16 protein-coding genes and 2 pseudogenes are annotated in these 18,996 nt (G+C 58.8%); 4 read left to right on the plus strand and 14 right to left on the minus strand.

Annotation, left to right across the window (positions count from 1 at the left end; all coding sequences use genetic code 11):
• Positions 1–91: 91 nt before the first annotated feature.
• From GFS31_RS15125 to GFS31_RS21310, 4 genes are all read right to left on the minus strand, one after another.
• Positions 92–2,146, minus strand: coding sequence for a tetratricopeptide repeat protein (locus GFS31_RS15125; protein ID WP_198805631.1), 2,055 nt, complete (start codon positions 2,144–2,146; stop codon positions 92–94).
• A gap of 191 nt (positions 2,147–2,337) precedes the next feature.
• On the minus strand, positions 2,338–3,297 hold the full coding sequence (locus GFS31_RS15130) for an SPFH domain-containing protein (RefSeq protein WP_198805632.1): 960 nt from the start codon (positions 3,295–3,297) through the stop codon (positions 2,338–2,340).
• A 117-nt stretch (positions 3,298–3,414) separates the two neighbouring features.
• On the minus strand, positions 3,415–4,461 hold the full coding sequence (gene mnmH, locus GFS31_RS15135; RefSeq protein WP_198805633.1) for a tRNA 2-selenouridine(34) synthase MnmH: 1,047 nt from the start codon (positions 4,459–4,461) through the stop codon (positions 3,415–3,417).
• 140 nt (positions 4,462–4,601) lie between these two features.
• Positions 4,602–4,733, minus strand: coding sequence for a hypothetical protein (locus GFS31_RS21310; RefSeq protein WP_263974849.1), 132 nt, complete (start codon positions 4,731–4,733; stop codon positions 4,602–4,604).
• Positions 4,734–5,024: 291 nt separating this feature from the next.
• Between GFS31_RS21310 and GFS31_RS15140 the strand changes: the two genes are divergently transcribed.
• Positions 5,025–5,654: a TenA family protein gene (locus GFS31_RS15140; protein ID WP_198805634.1), complete on the plus strand. Its 630-nt coding sequence runs from the start codon at positions 5,025–5,027 to the stop codon at positions 5,652–5,654.
• Here GFS31_RS15140 and GFS31_RS15145 read toward each other — a convergent pair.
• A complete protein-coding gene (locus tag GFS31_RS15145) occupies positions 5,651–5,917 on the minus strand; it encodes a chlororespiratory reduction protein 7 (protein ID WP_198805635.1) in 267 nt (88 codons plus the stop codon). The two genes, GFS31_RS15140 and GFS31_RS15145, sit on opposite strands and share 4 nt — an antisense overlap.
• A gap of 93 nt (positions 5,918–6,010) precedes the next feature.
• Between GFS31_RS15145 and GFS31_RS15150 the strand changes: the two genes are divergently transcribed.
• The gene (locus tag GFS31_RS15150) at positions 6,011–6,823 is read left to right on the plus strand and encodes a WecB/TagA/CpsF family glycosyltransferase (protein WP_198805636.1); all 813 of its coding nucleotides are present in this window, start codon (positions 6,011–6,013) and stop codon (positions 6,821–6,823) included.
• 48 nt (positions 6,824–6,871) lie between these two features.
• Here the strand turns inward: GFS31_RS15150 and GFS31_RS15155 are convergent, their stop codons facing one another.
• Positions 6,872–8,305, minus strand: a complete 1,434-nt coding sequence (locus tag GFS31_RS15155; RefSeq protein WP_198805637.1) for a sensor histidine kinase — start codon at positions 8,303–8,305, stop codon at positions 6,872–6,874.
• Positions 8,306–8,459: 154 nt separating this feature from the next.
• Between GFS31_RS15155 and GFS31_RS15160 the strand changes: the two genes are divergently transcribed.
• Positions 8,460–9,119, plus strand: coding sequence for a hypothetical protein (locus GFS31_RS15160; RefSeq protein ID WP_198805638.1), 660 nt, complete (start codon positions 8,460–8,462; stop codon positions 9,117–9,119).
• A gap of 161 nt (positions 9,120–9,280) precedes the next feature.
• Here the strand turns inward: GFS31_RS15160 and GFS31_RS15165 are convergent, their stop codons facing one another.
• The 6 genes from GFS31_RS15165 to GFS31_RS15190 form a co-directional block, all read right to left on the minus strand.
• Positions 9,281–9,640, minus strand: a complete 360-nt coding sequence (locus GFS31_RS15165) for a DUF1823 family protein (RefSeq protein WP_198805639.1) — start codon at positions 9,638–9,640, stop codon at positions 9,281–9,283.
• Between the two features lie 138 nt (positions 9,641–9,778).
• Positions 9,779–11,128 (minus strand): UDP-N-acetylmuramoyl-L-alanine--D-glutamate ligase, encoded by a 1,350-nt coding sequence (murD, locus tag GFS31_RS15170; protein ID WP_198805640.1) that lies wholly within the window; start codon positions 11,126–11,128, stop codon positions 9,779–9,781.
• 176 nt (positions 11,129–11,304) lie between these two features.
• The gene (locus GFS31_RS15175) at positions 11,305–12,636 is read right to left on the minus strand and encodes an MlaD family protein (RefSeq protein ID WP_225907438.1); all 1,332 of its coding nucleotides are present in this window, start codon (positions 12,634–12,636) and stop codon (positions 11,305–11,307) included.
• 57 nt (positions 12,637–12,693) lie between these two features.
• On the minus strand, positions 12,694–13,566 hold the full coding sequence (locus GFS31_RS15180) for an ABC transporter ATP-binding protein (RefSeq protein ID WP_317135037.1): 873 nt from the start codon (positions 13,564–13,566) through the stop codon (positions 12,694–12,696).
• 154 nt (positions 13,567–13,720) lie between these two features.
• Positions 13,721–14,533 (minus strand): Uma2 family endonuclease, encoded by an 813-nt coding sequence (locus tag GFS31_RS15185; RefSeq protein WP_198805641.1) that lies wholly within the window; start codon positions 14,531–14,533, stop codon positions 13,721–13,723.
• Positions 14,534–14,700: 167 nt separating this feature from the next.
• On the minus strand, positions 14,701–14,982 hold the full coding sequence (locus tag GFS31_RS15190) for a YkvA family protein (protein ID WP_198805642.1): 282 nt from the start codon (positions 14,980–14,982) through the stop codon (positions 14,701–14,703).
• Positions 14,983–15,262: 280 nt separating this feature from the next.
• On the opposite strand from GFS31_RS15190, the gene GFS31_RS21060 reads away from it, so the two are divergent.
• Positions 15,263–16,033 (plus strand): transposase, encoded by a 771-nt coding sequence (locus GFS31_RS21060; RefSeq protein WP_225907439.1) that lies wholly within the window; start codon positions 15,263–15,265, stop codon positions 16,031–16,033.
• A gap of 92 nt (positions 16,034–16,125) precedes the next feature.
• Here GFS31_RS21060 and GFS31_RS15195 read toward each other — a convergent pair.
• Together GFS31_RS15195 and GFS31_RS15200 are read right to left on the minus strand one after the other, a co-directional pair.
• Positions 16,126–17,874 (minus strand): annotated as a pseudogene (locus GFS31_RS15195) (GUN4 domain-containing protein); the annotation flags it as partial.
• 233 nt (positions 17,875–18,107) lie between these two features.
• Positions 18,108–18,955: pseudogene (locus GFS31_RS15200) on the minus strand (IS630 family transposase).
• Between the last annotated feature and the right edge of the window lie 41 nt (positions 18,956–18,996).

Below are 18,996 nucleotides of genomic sequence, written 5' to 3' on the forward strand. Positions count from 1 at the left end.
CCCTCATATCCAAAAAGATGGATCTTTATCGTTCAAGGCTGGCGTCCTGATACGTCTCCGGGGTGAAATACCTCCCAAGGGACGATGAGCCTTACATCTCTAACAAGTGCTTGCCAGTGTAAGCATCGAACTTAGCCCAGCCAATGTTCAGGCGGGGATGATCAGGGACGGTTTGCTCCCACATTTGCAACCAAGTGCGGGCTCCGTCGGGGTTCTTCTTGGCCAGCATCAGATCGACATAGGTTTCGCAAAAGGCGCTAAATTCGTCTACGTGAAAGCTGCCACGCTCCATGAAGCGTTTCAAAATGGCCTCAGCGTCCTCTAGGTTGCCATCCTTCATGTACAACTTGACCTGGGACATGGCGGCCAACAGATAGTCGGGGAAGCGCTCACAGATCTGGTGAATCAGGGCGTCAACCTCCTGGGTACGGCCCTGGAAGTGGTAGGCGGCGGCCAAGTTGTTGAGTAAATCGGGGCTGTCTGGCTCAGCCGCGATGGCCTTTTTCAGCAGTTCCTCCGCCTGCGTTGCCGCCGCTACGGTCTGTTTGCGTAGAAGACCGAGCGCCTGCTTCAACCACTTCTCCACTTGCTTACTGTGGTGGTAGAGCACGTCACTATGGATATCAAAATCCATCAGGGTGATGGTCTCCCAGGATCCATTCAGCCACAGGGTGACGTTATTTTTGTCGATGAGCTTCGCCTGAGCGGCCAGGATAGCGGCTTGGTGGCGCAGGGCATCGGGGCCATTTTTCCCCAGGGCTAAGTCCTTCACCGCCGCCAATAGGCCGGGGTGCTTGATCTGCTGGGCCGTCATCACCAAGAACTCTTGACCCGTTGGCCCACCCCGCTCTGCAATGCGGGGCAACATGGCCACAAAGTCGGGATGGTCGTCCAAAAACTGCTCTAGTCCGGCCACGAGACGTTTTCCTTTACCGTCCATGGTGCGATCTAGGGTTTGCCGAAAGGTGTGTAGGGTGGGGGGCAAGAGCCACTGCTCCCAGGAAAAGGGCCAAGCCCCGTGGCGCTGACCCACGGGCCGACGCAGATCCGCCAAGTTGGCCTTAGCAATCTCTAGGTGAGGATCGAGAGCTAGCACCGCTTGCCACAGGGTCTTAGCCCGCTGAACCTTTTTGGTGCGGGCCAAGGCCACCGCCACCCAGTGATAAAACATCAGGCTAGGGCGAGGGGGCGAGGTCAAGGCATCACCGACCTCCTCAGCCTTGTTGGGATCGTTAGCGGAGGCACCTTTGGCACGGTCTGGAGCATGATCTAGGGCATCGCCGCCCTGGGCCAAGAAGTCCTCAAACATCGTGATGAGGGCAGCATCGTCGGCCAGCAAACTCAGGGCTTCGGCCTTCTTCGTCCAGCTATCCCAAGCTTCGGCATGGCTAGCCAGGAGACGATCCGCGTAGGGGCGGGCTTCGTCGGGGCGCTGGGTCAGGGCATAGAACCGCACTAGGTTGCCTAGGGCGTGAACATTATCCGGTTGGCGGTTGAGGACACTTCGGGCCTGGGTAATGGCAGATTCCGCATCCCCTTCAGCCCAGAACACTAGGGACAGGTTATTTTGGGCGGGTAGAAAGTCAGGGTGTCGATCAATAACCCCCAGGGTTGCTTCCCGTGCGTCGCCATAGTCGCCCCGTTCCAGGCAGGCTTGGCTGCGCTCGTGGAGCAGGGCCACCTCAAGCCCATCGGCCTCGGTCAGGCCCATATCGGTCAGCGTCTCGGCAAGCAGCGGCTCTAGATCCTGGATGACCCGTTGGGCCTCGGCGGCAATGTCGTGGTTGGGGTTGAGGGCCAGCCCCTGGCGGAAGGATTGCAGCGCCAACAGGGGATGAACATTACCCATGCAGGCCGCTCCCAAGGAAAAGAAATAGTCGGCGTTGGTGGGGTCTAGGGTGGTCAGCCGTTCCATGGCCCGCTGGTGGTTGACCAAATCATCGGTCTCCATGCTGGCGTAGGCCAGGTATTGCCACACCTGCTTTGACTGGGGGAATTGCCCACCCAGATCTGACAGCCTTTGCTTGGCCTCTGGCCACTGATTCCGACGCATCAAGCCCTCGACCCGCTGAAGTTCCTGGGCCAAATTGATGCGGCCAAATCCCCCTGGGGCAATCTTCGCGAGGCTCTTTTTTCGCTTGGCCATGGCACCTTCCCTCGTCCTGTTCACGTTGGATCACATGATATGCATAGTAAAGCAAGGATATTCCTTGCCGCCGGATGGCTAGGGAGAATCGAGCCCGCCCCCAGATCGGAGCGGTCGTCCCAGGGCAGATGATGTTCGCCCCTGTGCAGGATTGGCGGCAACCCTTAGAGTTCCCGGCACCGGAAACAGGGTTAAGCTTCCTCCGAAGGTTCCGCAGGTTGGCCCGTGGGATCAGGCGGTTCTGGCTCCATCCGTTGCAGGGAGGATAGGGCTTGGGCCATCTGCACCGGGAACAGCAGCACCGTGTTGGAGGGGCTGGCCCCTAGGCCGTCGATGCTTTGTAGGGTGCGCAGTTCTAGGGCGATGGGGTTGCGGGCCATGATGGCAGCGGCCTGGGCCAAACTGCGGGCGGCAAGGCGGTCCCCTTCGGCCTTGGTGATGGTGGCGCGTTTTTCCCGTTCTGCCGAGGCTTGGCGCGACATCATCCGCTTCAGGTCTTCGGGTAGTTCAATGTCTTGCAGCCGGATGGCGTCGATGTGCATCCCCCACTCCCGCGCCTGGGCTTCCACAATCGCCTTAATCTGCTGCTGAATGTGCTCCCGTTCCGACAGCAAATCGTCTAGGGGCAGGCCCCCCACCACATCACGCAGGGCCGCCTGGGCATACTGCGACACCGCAAAGCGAAAGTCTTGAATCGAGGCCACCGCCTTCTGGGCATCGTTGACCTTAAAGAAGAGGGCGCTGTCAATCTCGGCGGGCACGTTGTCGCGGGTGATCACCTTTTGGCGGGGGATGTTGATCACCAGGGTGCGCGTGTCGATGAACTGCACCGACTCCAGCACCGGAATCACATAGAAAATCCCAGGGCCACGCACATCCTGAAGCTTGCCCAGTTGCAGAATCACGCCCCGCTCCCATTCTGCCACCACCCGCACCCCGCCCACCACCACAGCCCACAAAACAGCCACCACGCCACCCCCCGCCAAGCCCACCGTCCGTCCTCGCGGCGGCAGAATCGCCAGCAGGAGAGCAAAGCATACAATCATCGGCCCCCAAAATAAGACCTGGCGCACCCCAGCCCCCAGAGACCTATGCCCTTCGGTGGGCTTGGCGTAGACCCGATGGGAACCCTCAGCCGCAGAATCGGTCATAGCCGTGACCTCTGAACAGAATGTTGCCTCAAGGCTAGCTAACCCTGGGGCTGGATGGAGGAACTATGGCAGAACCGTAATGGCTGGCCTAGCGGTCAAGTCTGGGCCGCCTTTAGCCTAATCCGCTGGCTGGGGTTTGGCGGCGGCGATTACCTGGGGCAGGGCCTGAAGCAGGCGCTGGGCACTTTGATCTGGGGATAGCCCCGTGATGTCGATTTGGGGAATGGTTTTGCCGCGCCGTTCGAGATCGTGGCGATAGGTGCGGTCGTAGTAGGCCAGGATGATGGCGCAGGCCGACCGCAGGTCGCCAGCCCGGATCAAATCCACGGCGGCTTTGGCGTGCTGCCCTCCCAAACGGCGCTGGATGCGTTGGGTGGCCATGACTAAATCTTCAGGATCCGCCCCACCATAAATAGACACCAGCAAATCCAGCCGTTCCTCCACCGACCGCGTCACCTCCAGGGCAGGGGCCGCCAGCATTTGCAAAAACAGTTCGTCGGGGATGCGGCAGGTGCCCACCCGACGGCTTTCGGCCTCCAGCCAAATGGAACGATCTCCGCCGAACTGTGCCCAGGCCGCCGCCAGCAGGTTTTCGTAGTGCTCGGTGGAGGGCTGGGGGGGCAACATCAGTGCTCCATAGCTGCTGCCTCGGTTATTGGCGAGGTGTTCGAGGTCAATCACGGGTTCGCCCATTTGGGCCAGTTCCCGCAAAATCAGCGTCTTAGCGGTGCCCGTCATGCCGCCGAGGACAACTATGGGTTTGGGCGTGGCCAAGACCTGACGCACCCACTGGCGATAGGCTTTGTAGCCCCCCGCCAGGGTGTAGACCTGAAAGCCTGCTGTTTCCAAAATCCAGCCCACGCCGCCGCTTCGCATTCCGCCCCGCCAGCAGTGCACCCGTAGGGATAGGTCAGGAGCCAGTTCCTTGGCTTGACGCACAAAGGTGGCGCACTTTGGCCCTGCGATTTCAAAGCCTAGTTCCACCGCCGCATCCCGTCCCACCTGTTTATAGCAGGTGCCCACCTGGGCGCGTTCGTCATCGCTAAACAGTGGAAAGCTGACGGCACTGGGAATGTGCCCCTGGGCATACTCCCCCGGACTGCGGACATCCAAAATGGGGCCAGACTGCTGGAGAAAGTCGTCAACGGATAGGGCAATGGGCATCGTGTCAGAGGGCTGAGTATTGTAGGGTATACATCAGCCTACCCGAAGCCTCTAGGCGAACCCGCCTGAAAAGCAACTCGTCACAGGGCCAAACAGCCCACGGTAAAGCCAGCAACGGCCAAACAGCCCACGGTAAGCCCCTAGCGGTGCTGCATCCAAAAATTAAGCTCTTGGCGAATGCGAGACCGCTCTTCAAGGCTGGCGTAGCGGAGCTGGTGGCGCAGTTCGGTAATCACCTGGCGGCGGTTTTGGCTGGAGCTGGGAGGAAGCATGGCAAGACCCCTGCATTCTGTAGCGACAATTACATTTTTACGGATGTGGGCTGGGAACGGTGGCTTCAATTACAAATCTTTGCCAAGCCCAGGGTTTTGCCTAGGTTGGGCGGGCTGGCCCCAGGGGTCTTCTGGGCGGCCTAATCGGGAGATAGAGTACCCGCTGGGATCTCTGGGGGTGTCCGGTAGCAGGGGGAGTTCTGGCCTAAAATGAGCCGTAACAGCGGCAAAAACGCCCTACTCTCCCTTGGTTCAACCGTTTTGTTCAACCTTTGCGGCACCCTTCAGCCCATGACTTCCACCCTTTCCCAGACGCTCTGGCAGGCTAACCAAGACCTCGCCCAGGCTACCCTTCAACATCCCTTTGTGCAGGGCATTGGCGATGGCTCCCTGGATCGGGCCAAGTTTGCCTATTATGTGGGTCAGGATGCCTTTTTTCTAGAAGCCTTTGCGCGGGCCTACAGCATTGCCGCCGCCAAAGCCCCCACCTGGGAGATTTTTCAGGTGTTCCACGATCTGACGACGGGAGTGCTAGAGGAACTGAACCTCCACGGCAGCTATGCCCAGGAATGGGGTGTAGATCTCGCCACGGTGACACCGGGCTATGCCACCCGGCAATATACCGATTTTTTGCTTAATACCGCGTGGGGTGCCGATCCGGGCACTACTGCCGTGGCGATGTCGCCCTGTATGCGGCTCTACGCCTTCTTGGGGCAATCCCTCGCGACCACCCAGGCCCAACCCCACGCCTACACCGCCTGGATCGACACCTACAGCAGCGACCAATTCGAGCCCTTGGCTCAACGGCTAGAGGAACTGGTCAACGCTCAAGCCGTCAACAATGACCTCATCCAGCGCACCTATCGCTATGCCATGGTGTGTGAGCTTAACTTCTTTGAAGCCGCTTGGCAGGTGGCCTAGGCCGAGGGTTTTTCTAGCCGCACCACGTACCACTGCATCGCTTCGCCCGGACGCAGTTCGAGTTCGCAGGCGGTGTCGCGCAGGTGCTGGGCCTGGTCGGCGATGGCGCTGAATTTCTGTAAATCACGGGGTAGGTTGTCCTGCCGCGCCGCTAAGAGATCCGTCAACTGGGCCAGCAGTTCTTCGGGGGTGGCAAAAACCTCCGCCTCACCGGGCATCAGCACCACGTACATATCTTCCTGATACATCAAGGCATTGGACATCGGAAACCCTCCAGCCGCCAGGGGTGGTTTACAAAGCATCATCGGTCGCGTCACCCTAGCTAGAATAGCGGTACTGTGAACCGGGGGGTAGGGATGATCACTAATCTGGAGCAGGGCTGTCAAGACCCAGGGCCAATCCCGTCCCGCCCCATTCTCAAAACGCGGGTAGATGCCACGAGTTATGAAGACGCCTGCAACCGCATCCAAGCCTGGGCTGAGGCGCAGCGGTCGTGCTATGTGGTAGCGGCCAATGTCCATGTGGTGATGACGGCCTACTTTGACCCCGCGTATCAGCAAGTCATCAATCAGGCGGCCCTTGTCACCCCCGATGGGATGCCCCTGGTGTGGGGGCTGCGGCGGTTGGGTGTCCCCCATCAGCCCAGGGTCTACGGGCCAGACTTGATGCTGGCCTGGTGTGAACGGGCGGCGCAGACGGGTCTACCCATCTACCTCTATGGCGGCACCGAGGAAACCTTGCAGCGGTTGATCCAGGCTCTCCAGGGCCAGTTCCCAGGGTTGTTCATCGCCGGAAGCCACGCCCCTCCGTTTCGGGCCTTGTCGCCCCAGGAGGAAGCGGCGGATGTGGCCCGCATTCATCAGTCGGGGGCAAGGGTGGTGCTGGTGGGGCTGGGCTGTCCTAAGCAGGAACAGTGGATGGCGCGTCACTTGGGCCAGGTCAACGCGGTGATGATGGGCGTTGGGGCCGCGTTCAACTTTTTTAGCGGCGAAGTATCCCAGGCTCCCCGCTGGATGATGAAGCTAGGGCTGGAGTGGCTCTATCGCTTGAGCCAAGAACCTCGGCGGCTGTGGCGACGCTATGCCGTCAATAATCCGCTCTTTATCCTGCTGTTTGGGTGGCAACTTCTGCGCCATGCCCCCTCCCCCCAGCGGTCGTTGCCGAAGTAAGGGCGGCATTATTCCGACCTTGCTGGGGGCGATGGGGCTAACCAGGGCCTAGGCGGGTTTCATGCGGGGCAACAGCACGGTGACGGTCGTGCCTTGGTGGGGCTGGCTGTCAATGGCAATCTGGCCCCGGTGGGTCTCGACAATCACCTTGGCGATGGCCAGCCCTAGCCCGGTGCCTTGGTCGCCGCTACGGTGGCGGGCGGGGTCGGCCCGGTAGAACCGATCAAAGGCATGGGATAGCGCCTCTTCATCCATGCCAATGCCCGTATCCTGTACCGCCACCTGTACCCAGGCTTGGCCCTGGTGTTTGATGGCCTGGGCCTGCACGGTCACTTGGCCTCCGGCGGGGGTATATTGCACCGCATTGCCAATGAGGTTGGTGAACAGGCGGGTGAGCTGGCTGGTATCGCCGCCGATGATCAGGGCATGGTGCTGATCCAGCGTGGTGGATTTGGCTGGGTTGAGGGGGGCCACCGTGGCCGAGATCGCCACCGCTGAGGATCCCTTAGGGCGAGCCGCTGCGGTGCGAGCTCCCGCCTCGGCCAGGACGGCATCATAGACGAGGTCAATCTGCTTTTCGCTGGCCATCACCTGCTGCTCCTCCACCACGTCCGCCAGCAATCCCTCCAGGCCAATGGAGGAGGCGGTGAAGGCAATCAGGCCGCTTTCCTGGCGGGCCAAAAACAGCAGATCGTCCACTAGCCGCCCCAGCCGTCGGGTGAGGCGTTCGATCACCTGAAACTGGCGCTGCTGGGTGTCCACATCGGGCTCTGGGTCAGACAGGGCCACCTGGGCATTGGTTTGAATCACGGCGATGGGGTTCCGCAGTTCGTGGGAGGCATCCGCCGTGAACTGCTTGAGCTGCTGGTAAGAATCGCGTACCGGGGCCATGGCAATGCCCGACAGCAGCCAGCCAATGGCTGCCACCGCCCCCACCATCAGGCTGGTGCCCAGGGCCAAATCCACCATCAGCCGCCGACTGGGCTTCGTCACCTCAAACCAGGGATGGCTGACCCGCAGATAGCCCAACACTTGGCCCTCCGCCTCCACCTGCTCGGTAATTTGGCGCAGCACCCCTTCCTGGGACACCCGCACCGTTTCCCCCGCCGGGTTGACGTGGAGCGGCACCGCCAGCGGCTCTGACAGGGTAGACCACAGCAGCGATCCGGCGGGGCTAAACCATTCTAGGTCGATGTGGTCGTCCTCCACGGTGTGGGCATTGTCGCGAAAGCTGGCCTCCACATTCACCTGAAGGCTGGGCGCGGGCACCAGGCGGGTAGGCGAGGGCGCAATTTGGCGCGGGCTGGGTTCAATCACCAGGGATCGCTCCACAATTTCCACCACATGATTGAGGGTGTCATCCACCCGCTCCACCAGGGTCGTGCGCACATAGAGGTAAAACCCGCTGGCAAACAGCAGCAGCAGCACCGCCGTTACCGCCGTATACCAAAGGGCCAGCCGCCGCCGTGTGGCCTGAAACATCAAAATTGCTCCTGGGGATGGGGATCGAAACGCCTCCCCTGAACCTAGCACACCTCCTAGGCGTGGGGCGTCTCAGCGTCTTGGCCAGCCAACGGGACGGAAGGCGGTGGCCTGGGTATGATGGAGGCACAGTCCTCCGTGGTGGGAGATGGCCATGGCTTCAGCCCCAAACCCCCTATCGAACCCTTCGGCGTCTTCGGGTTCCCCCGGTTCCTCCAACGATTCCAATCCTGCTGATAGTGGTGTGCCCTGGAAGTGGATTGCAGCGGGCTGTGGCGGCTGTTTTGTGCTGACCACCGCTGCCCTGGTGGCGTTGGTTCTCGTCATTGGCCGCACCATGCAGTTTGCCTTTGGCCCCGAGGGGGTGAACACCGATCAAACCCCCTTCACCTACACCCTGCCAGGGGAAAGCGAAGGGGTGCTGGATATGAATATGTTTGGGATGCGAATGGTGCAGATCACCAGCACCGACACGCCGCCCTCGGTGTTGCTAACCATGGGGCGCTTACCGGGCTATCTACAAAGTTCGGCGGATCAGGCGAGCTTCATTGAGGCTTTTCAGGAGGGCATGATTGGGGACGAAAACTACCAGCTTGATCCACCCCGCACCGAGGAACGTAGGCTCTGCGGCCAAACAGTGCCCGTGATCGTGCAGACGGGGCAGTTTCAGGAAGATCAAACCACCTATGCCACCACCAGCCTCATGGCCGCTGTGGATCACAATCGCCGCACCCAATTTGTTTGGATTTTGGCCCACGGAGAAAACGCCAACCCCAACGCCGAACAGGTGTTTAATTCCTTAGACTGTCGGTAGTTTGCCCTGAATCCGCCCTGAATGCGGCCTAGATTCATTGGGCCGGATTCGTTAGGCCGGATTCGTTAGGCCAGATTCGTTAGGCCGGATTCGTTAGGCTGGGGACTGACCACCGGGGGCTGATCGGCGGTCATGGGCCGCTGGTGTGGAGGGCAGTGCCTTCAAGGGTGTTGGGCGCGGTAGGCCAAGAGCCAGTTGGTCATGGTGGCGCGGCGGGTGAGGCGGGGCACCAGTTGATCAATGGTATAGCCCTTAAAGCCCAGTTCTTCCTTCAGTAACTGCTTGTACTCGGCGGGAATGGATCGGGTGAGTTGCACGGTGGCGGGGCGGCTTTCGATGAAGTCCGGCGGCTCTGGATACTTTTCCCCCCAGGCCGGATCCACTGACGTAGTGTCCCAACCCTTCTCCGTAGGCCGATAACCGAGGTAGTGCCACACCAGACGGTTTACGGTGTCGTCGTCCAGTTCGTCGTTCAAAATCGCCCAGAGGGTGTCGTTGGAAAGGTCAGGCAGCGTGGTCATGGCATGAAGTTGTTATCAGGACAGAGGTAGGGGCGTGGTTTCCACGCCCAAGGCAGAAGATCGCAGTAAGGGACCTGGTTTCCACGTTCAAAAAGTAGGGGCTCGGTTTCCGCGTCCACAAAATTCAGCGAACCACCGTTAACCCAGGTTTTGGCACAGTTGCCGAAAATGATCGCCACGGGCCTCAAAATTGGGGTATTGGTCGAAGCTGGCGCAGGCGGGGGACAGCAAGACCACCTTGGCCCCCAGGCTGGGCGCGAGTTCTAGGCTGCGGCGCAGGGCGCGATCCAGGGTTTCGACGATTTCGTAATCCTGGTAGCCCACCTCCGCTAGGCGACGGGCAAACTGGGGGGCGGCATCGCCAATCAGCAACACCGTGGCGGCCCGTTCCTGAATGCGCTGGAGCCAGGGGCCATCGTCGCCTTCCTTGGCTTCGCCCCCGGCAATCAGCACCGCAGGACTGTCTACCGAACGCAGGCCCACTTCGGCAGCATCGTAGTTGGTGGCTTTGGAATCGTTGGTAAAGTCAATGCCTTGCCAGGTGCAAATGTGCTCTAGGCGATGGGGCACACCGGGGAAACTGGCTACTCCGGCGGCGATGGCGGCGGGGTCGATGTCGGCCAAACAGGCGGCAGCGACGGCCATCAGCAGGTTTTGCAGGTTGTGGTCGCCCACCATTTTGAGGGCATCGGCGGCAACGATGGGCTGGCCCTTAAACGTCACCCAGTCGTCTTCAATATAGGTCGTCGGTACCAGAGAGCCAAGGGCCGCTTTGCCGCCCACACTCGTCCAGTGGGCTTGGGGAAATTCGGCGGGGATGTGCTGGCGCAGATAGGGGTCGTCGCCGTTGAAGATGGCGAACTCTGACCGTTGCAGCAGGGATGCCTTAATGCGGGCATAGTTGCCGAGGGTTTTGTGCCGTTGCAGGTGGTCGGGGGTGAGGGTCGTCCACAGGCCAATGCGGGGCGTGAGGGTGGCCGAGGCTTCGATCTGGTAGCTGCTGAGTTCGGCAATCACCCAGTCTGGCGTGGGGTCTTGCAGGCCCAGCTCGCAGGCGGCATGGCCAATGTTGCCACAGGCGGGGGCGCTCAACCCCGCAGCCTGGAAAATGGCGGCGGTGAGGGCGGTGGTGGTGGTTTTGCCGTTGGTGCCTGTGATGCCAACCCAGGGCTTATCTTGCAGCGTCAACCAGGCCAGTTCCATTTCCCCCATCACCTCCAGTCCGGCGGCGCGGGCCTCTGCTAGGGCGGGTAAATCCCAGGGCACCCCAGGGCTCACCACTACGCGGTCGGGCCGATCCTCTGGGGTGAGGGCAAAGCTATGGCCGAGTTTTACCGTCACCCCCGCCGCCTGGAGTTGGGCCTGTTGATCAGCCGCCAGCGGGGTGGCGTTGCGGTCGCTCAGCACTACGTCCCAGCCCTGCTTTCGCAGCAACCGGGCGGCAGCAATGCCAGATTTTCCTAAGCCGATCACATGGGCCTGTTTCATGGCGATCTTTCCCGATGACGTTACCCCATCGCACGCGAGGGCATGGGTTTGAATCAGAAAAATCATACCCTGGACAGTTGCCCCATCCCGCATAATTCCGGCCTGGAGGCATCGGTTCTGGGTTGGTAGGGCCGTCTCCCAGACCCGGCCTAAATCATCGTTGCACCATCTCTGGTCTAGCGGCCTTGAATCTGAAGCTGGTAGTACTGGCCGTTGTGGGTAATCAGCAGCGGGGCGGGGGAGGCCGTGGGGGCAGGCCGTGCGGGGGCGGTGGGCGGCGGCACCGGGGTGAGGATGAGCCGATCCACCTGGGCATCCCTGGGCAGGGTGAGGGCTTGGGCAAGGCGGCTGTCCTGCTCCAGTTGGTCGGTGAGGGAGACCAGGGTGCTGAGGCCGTTGATCAGGTTGCGAAAGTTGTTGCGGAGGGTGGGGTCGCCCGTGAGTTCGTCCACGTCGGCGATCACCTTGTGGGCGCTTTGGAAGACGCTGCGGGCCGAGTCGAGGGTCTGTTGCAGCAGGATCAGGTTTTCGGGGGTGTTGGCGGTGGCGGTGATGGCGCGGATGTCGGCCATGGCGGCGGTGGCATCGGCGGAGAGGCGATCCAGATTGGCGATGAACTGGCTGTCCTGGATTTCGGGGGCCAGGGTGGCCATGATGGTTTCTAGATGGACGCTGCTGCGGTTAAGGCTATCCAGGGTGGTGACTAAGCTGCTGCGGTTGCGGCTAATCAGGCCGTTGACTTCGGTGCCTGTGATCTCAAACTGGGCGGCGGTGGCTCCCACAGCATTGGCGGCATTGCTAATGTCGGTGGCGGTGGTGCCAAATTCGGTCAGGGTGCCATCCAGGTTATCGGCGGCGCGGGTGGCCGAAGCCATCAGCGGCCCTAGGTCAGTCTGCACCTGCTGAGATAGGCGGGTGAGTTCTCCAGAGAGCACCGTGGCGCTGGCGGCAAATTCCGAGGCATTTTTGAGGGTGAGGGTGAGGTTCGCGGCCAGTTCCGGGTCGGCAAAGGTTCTCGCCAAATCTTCGGCAGCACGAATTAGGGCTTCATAGCTGGCTCCCACCTCCCCCCTGCGCTCGTCGCCGTCGCAGATCACCACCTGACTGTCGCACTGGGGTTTGAACGGAGTAAGGCTGGCCGTGACCATCTCCGCCAAGGTGGCTTGAGGAATGATGTCGATGGTGGTATCGCCAATCAGGCCAGATTGATTGACAGTGATCAGGGCATTGCTGGGAATCAGCAGGCTGGGCTGATTAATTTCCACCAGCACCGACACCTGGTTCGATCCGGGCTGGATCGACAGCACCCGCCCCACCCGCACCCCCCGAAACCGCACGGCGGTGCCTTCCTGCATCCCCAGGGTATCGGTAAACACAAAGGTAGCCCGATAGCTTTGCCGCCGAGGATCGTACCCCCGCAGCCACAGCACCATGCCGCCAAACAGCGCCACCGCCAGCAAAATCAGCAGCCCCACCGATCCTTCCCGAATTGCCCGTTCCCGCATCATCGTTCCTCAGTTCATCCCTCAGTTCACCCAACGGTAGAGCCCTGTGCTCTGCACTCCCTACTGCACCATTTGAATCGGCCCCTCCACCTGACCGCTAAAGAACTGACGAACATAGGGGTTATCGGTTTCATCGATGGCGCTGATGGGGCCGCTCCACTGGATTTTGCCCCGGTGTAGAAAAATCACCCGGTCGGCGGTGCGGCGAATGGTGCTGTCTTGGTGGGTCACAATCAGGTACGAGCCGCAGCCGTGGCCGCGCTGGATATCGCGAATTAAGTCCTCAATCACCGTGGAGGCGATGGGGTCGAGGCCAGCGGTGGGTTCGTCGTAGAGCAGCAGGGCGGGCCGATCCTCCGGGTTTTCAGGATTGCTGATAATCGCCCTGGCAAAGCTGACCCGCTTCCGCATCCCCCCCGACAGCTCCGACGGGTAGCGCTTACCAATGCCCGGAAGGCCCACCATTTCCAGCACGTCTTCTACCAGGTGGCGAATGTGGCGCGGCGGCAGGGTGGAATGCTGATACAGCAAAAAGCCCACGTTTTCCTCCACCGTCAGCGAGTCGAACAGCGCCGCCTGCTGAAACACCATGCCAATGCCCACCGGATCGTGGGCATCTTCAATTAGTCCCTGTCGTCGCTGCCCCGCCACATAAATTTCCCCCGCATCCGCCGCCAACAGCCCCGCAATAATCCGCAGAATGGTGGATTTCCCGGTGCCGGATGGGCCAATAATCGCCACCGCTTCCCCAGGGTAGACCGTCAGATCCACCTGATCTAACACCTGATTGCTACCAAACCGCTTGGAAATGCCCATCAGTTGCAGCAGGACTTCATCGCCGCACTCCGACATTCCACGGGGCGATCCCAGAAGAGAGCGATCCCCCAAGGGTGCATTGGCAGCGTTGAACGACAGCTCACGGGGAGAATCCATAGGGGCAAACGCAGGGAAAACGCAGCAGTAACCAACCCAACCTTCCAGCGCGCCAAACGGCCTGCACAGTGCCACAGACCCCTCGGCAAACTGTCCTTATTATGCGGGATTGCCGCCAGAACCGCTCTGAATCCGATGATTCCTGGGATGACATTTAAGACAAATCCCCAGGATCAACGCCCAGTTGCCGTAGGCGTTCGGCCAGTTGTTCGGCCCGTTGGCGTTCTTGCTCCGCCCGTTGTTGGGCCTGTTCCGCCCGTAAGCGTTCTTGGGCGACCTGCTGTTGAGCCTGTTCGGCCCGCTGGCGTTCCTGCGCGACCTGTTCGCTGCCCCAGAGCAGCAAGTTGCCGTCGGCATCCCACCAGCGCAGCCAGGTTGTCGTCATTTCTGCCTTTCTCCCAGACCACACGCCCAGGAAAAGATGGAGTTCCTCAATCCAGTAGCAGCCCTGGTCATCGGCCTGCTGTTCCACGTACTGGCCATTGATCAAGCGAAACAGGTCTAGCTGGCCAGAGGGAGGGTGAAAAATCGCGTAGAGCGGCACCTGGAGGATGCGCTCGTAGAAATACCATTTGCCGTAGGGATAGTGGGGGTTGATGGAATACTCGCCGCCCTCGGCTTCGGAGATGAACTCCATCACCAGGGTGGGAACGTCGCCCTCAGCGTGGGGGGTATAGCTACGACGAACTTGGCCCCCAGACGTTGGATTCACGGCAGGCACATAGACCCAGTCCGGGGCTTTTACCACGGTTTTATCGCCCACGGTGGCGCAGAGGCCAAAATTCGTTGCAATCAGCGCTGATTCTAGAATCAAGCCAGCCAGTTCTAGGGCTTCACGCAGGGCGGCGGCAAGAAGAGGCTGAAGGGCATTATCCACAGGATCATCAGGCAAAAGGAAGTCCGCTGGCAAAGGTTCCCAGGTGATCGGGGGCGGCGGCGTGAGGGGGCGGCGTTGAACGGTGGTCATCGTTGGTTCCAACCCAAAAACGGCTTAGTGAGCCCTAGTCCTGACGAGCACTATAGTACATTTTAACGCCCTAGGACTGAGACAGCCATTCACCCACCCTCACGCTTGCCTCCAGGAATCCGCAGGGAAAAGGCTTGAGCGACAGTGGGTGAACGGTGGTGTTCGGCCTAGATTTCGGGGTTGATGTCTACCGTGGTATCGGTATAGTCACTACCCAGATCGGCGCGATTCTTGGTGAGGCCACTCAGCAAAATTTGGGAGAGGGAGGCCACAAAAATGGAGGCCACAATGCCGTCATCAATCCAGCCGATGATGGGGATAAAGTCTGGGGAAATATCAATGGGGCTGAGCAAATAAAGCAGCGTACCCGCCACCAAAACCCAGCGGTATTTGGGATGGTTGAGGGTGTTTTTGTACCAGCTATAGAAGGCTTGGGCGGGGTTGTTCATGGCTTTTTTAGGGGAAAGGGGCAATCTCGAAACCGTGTTTTTATCGTGCCATGCTCTATCCCAAAACCTGAGGTAGGATTGCCGCCCTAGTCTAGGGCAACAGCCGAACGTCGGCCCCATTTTGCCACGAGCTGTGCGTCCGGCTGTGGGTGGTGCACGCTTTATGTTGACGTTAGCCTCACCTTGGCGCTATGCACCCTACGAGTTATGGGAGATGATAGAAAAGCGACCACCGATTATCCTCCTCGGTTAGGTCGGGTGGGGGAATGAATGTGTCGCCATGCCGCGCCAACCACGTCAATATGTCTCCGGCTATTGCTATCACGTTACGGTTCGCTGCAACAATCGCGAGTTTCGGCTAATTCGCGACGAGTGCCGCGAGATTTTACTCTATGCCTTGGAGCGATGCAAGGAGAAATACGGATTCAAGCTCTATGCTCTGTGCATTATGAGCAACCATGTGCATTACCTGATAGAACCCGATCAGCCCGAAGATTTGCCGAAAATTATGCACTGGCTGAACTGGTATACGGCCATGTGCTTTAACCGAATGCTGAACCGCACGGGGCACTTTTGGGAGAAGCGCTACCACAGCACCGGATTTGCCAATACCGACCAGCGGCGGGCACTGAATACCCTGCGTTACATCCACGCCAACCCCAAGGCGGCAAATATGCAGCAGGGCTTTTTCTACGACTACAGCAACTACGGCAGCTACGACCGTTTAACCACCGATGGCCTAACCCAATGGCATCCCGCTTTTTTGGCGCTGGGGGCGACATTAGAACTGTGTGCAGAAGCCTATCGAAAATTTTGCAAACGCTATAAACCGAAGCCCAAGCCAGAGCGGCGCAACACCTGGGGCAGCAAGACTCTGGCGGCGATTCGACAAAAGATGAAGGCCAAAAAGAAAACCCCTGGCCAACAAAGCCTGTGGGAGGAATGGCAAGCGCCGATGGATGCGGTGCAGAATGTTGCTAAGAAATTTGTATTAGCGAACTGTTTGAACCCAGATGTGGTAAGTGCCCGATTTGAGGCCGATACGACATGACGCCCGGTGCCAGGTAAGCGATCCTCAAAACACCCAGTTTTCCGTGCAGAGGGGGTCGGTAACAACCTCAAACCAAACCTAATCGTCGGAAATTCTCCCGTGGGGGAAAAAGAAGGGTTTGCTTTTAGGTCGCTGTAGTTCAGATAGCTTCCGTCCTTGCGCCAGCCGACGCGATCCGCAAATTTTATCCAAGTGTCTTCATGATACTCGCCATCGAGCGGGTTGCCTGTCTCGACATAAACTTCCTTTTGCACACTAAAGCCAAACGTGCCCTGGCTGTATTTAACCCAAAGCTGGTCAATAATTTTCAGGTCTTGGCAAGGGAATTGCTGAATATCTGAAATGTCTAAATAGCCCTTATGGTCGCGATCTCCTACGTCTCGCAGCACGTAATACGTTTCGCGATCAGCCTCTCGCCATGCACCTTGCTGTAGTAGGTAGGCCAGCTTAAAGTAGCGAGGCTGTACCTGTTTGGCCCAGGTTAGGGTGGGTTCCTCTAGCACCATTAGGGGTTCGGTAATTTTGGTCAGCAGGGCTTGTTTGCTGGCGGGTTGCACGGTGCGGCCTGTTTGCCAACAGTCGATGGCCAGCAGCCAGGTATCTAGGGTTGGGGTTTCTAGATTTAGGGCAGCATCGATCAGGTTGCTGGTGTCGGTTTGGGCGGCATAGAGGCGTATGGTATCGGCCCACCATTTCAGGCTTTCGGGGTCTTGCAGGGCAGCAATTAGCAGGGCTTCTTGGTGGGTTTCTTTAATTTCGGTGGCGGTGAGGTATTCCTGAAAGCTGCGGTGGGCAAATTCAAAGACATCTTCCTCTTCTTTGGCAATCAGGGCATCCACTTCGCGCAGTTGTTTGAGAAACTGTTCCGGTGTCCAGTCTAGCCCTGGCAGGGTAGCGAGTTTGGCTTGCAGCAGGGGGCGCACTTCAGCCAGGGTAAACCGCAGGGTTTTGCGTTGGGTGAGATCTAGCGCTAGGGGTTGCAGCACCGACTGTTTTTGGTCAGCAGAGAGCCGATCATCCACTGGTTGGACTTCCCTGGATAAGACATTGCTGCTCTGTTTAGCCATCTCTCGCCGTTCTAGCAACACTTGGCAAATCTCACGGTATAGCTCTAGACGGTTGTCCACTCTTAGTGGAAGACCATTACGGCGGCGGTGGACGGTGGCGATCATGGTCAGCAGTAGGGGGTTGCTGGCCATTTCGGCGAGGGCGGGCTGGCGTTCAATTTCGGCAATTAGTCGGCTGGCTTGCTGGGCAGCTTCTTCGCGAATGCCCAAATCCACCTCACCGCCCTGGCTTTTGACCTCCGTGGCCAAATACCAGTTGCGGACAAAGGATTGAATCTGCTCGTCGGTCATGGGTTCGACTTCCAGCACCATCACATCCTCTTGCAGTTGGGCTTTTTCGTAGCCCAGGGGCCGCGAGGTGAGGATGAAGGGGGTGTCGGGGTATTCGTACATTTGCCGATCCACCCATTGGCTAATCCGCTGGCGATCCCGTTCGTCGGGTACTTCATCCAGCCCATCCAGCATAATCAGGCAGCGGTTTTGGCTTAGCTTTTTGGCAAACCAGCCTGTGGGGGGCTTGAGAGGATCAGTGGTTTGCAGCTTTTGCGCCCAGGTAGTGACGAGATCGGCCAGGGGCAGATCGGGAGTTTGCAGAATGGTGGGGTATACATCCCGCAGGTACAGCAACACCGGAATGAACTGGGGCGCTTTGGGGTGCAGTTTGCGGGGAGTGCGGGCCGCGTACATCAGCGTTAGGTAGCGCATCATGGTGGTTTTGCCAGATCCCGGTGCTCCCAAAATGGCCAGACGGCGAAAGTCCGGGTCGCACCCCATCAGCGATAGAAAGTCGCCGATGTCCTTGCTGCGAAAGGGTTCTTCCCGTTCTTCCAACCGTCTGAGCAAGTTGGGTGAGGTGCGGGAGAGGCTACGCTGACAAATTTGCACAGGCACAAACACCTGTTGCAGGTTCAGCACCCGATCCCGGTCAGCCTCCAGCCCTTGGGTTTGAAAACGGCGGCAGACATACTCCAGCCGTTTGTATAGTTGATGGAATTAGTAATGAGACATCAGGAAGCACAATAGTCTCGAATAATGTCATCCAGAGAAGTGCCGGGTTTCGCATACATTCTGGCTCTCTTTAAGGCACTAAAGTCATGCTCGATATCATTTAGGTCGGGAGAGTACTTCGGTAAAAATAAAATCTGATGCCCCGCCTCTTCTGCTAGTTCTTTAATCTTCGTCTTTCGATGGATGGGAGCATTATCTAGAATAAAAACTGAGGGGGTCGTGACGTTCGTCAACAAAAACAGACTAAATCATCCCTCAAATCCTTCAGCATCTAAGCTTCCGGTAAACAACATTGGGGCAATCAAGTCTTTTCTGCCTTTCCTCCGGGCCGCAATCAGATTCTCCTTCTTCCCTCGCTTGCCCTGGCGCTCTCCATAGATTTTCTTTCCCCGTTTCGACCAAGCGTACAGACAAGCCACGCCTTCCTCAAACCCACACTCATCAATATAGACCAGGCTTTTGACGCCATACACCTGAATCAATGCTCTCAGGGTTCGATAGTATTTCATGCGTTCTTCTGCATTTCGCTCTCGATACCTTAGTTCTTTTTTTTTCGGGTGATTTTCATTTTCTTGAAGACCTTAGAGAGCGCACTAATGCTCACCCCAAATTTCTGAGCCCGTTCCTTCAACGTGGCTTCTGGATTCTGCTCCACATCTTTGCGAAGAGCGTCCCAATCGAGTTTACGTTGGCGTCGGGTTACCTTGGTCGGGGCCAAGTCGACTCGATTTAACCAGCGATAGATTGTCGCACGACCGACTTGATAGGTTTTCGCCGCCTTCGAGATGCTGCCACCTCCTTCTACAAAGTCGATCACGCGCTTCCTTAAATCCAGACTGTAAGGCATCGTTTCTTCGTTCAACCATCACTCCGCTTAAAATAGCTTAA

It is taken from the genome of Leptolyngbya sp. BL0902 (assembly GCF_016403105.1).
Taxonomy (GTDB): domain Bacteria; phylum Cyanobacteriota; class Cyanobacteriia; order Phormidesmidales; family Phormidesmidaceae; genus Nodosilinea.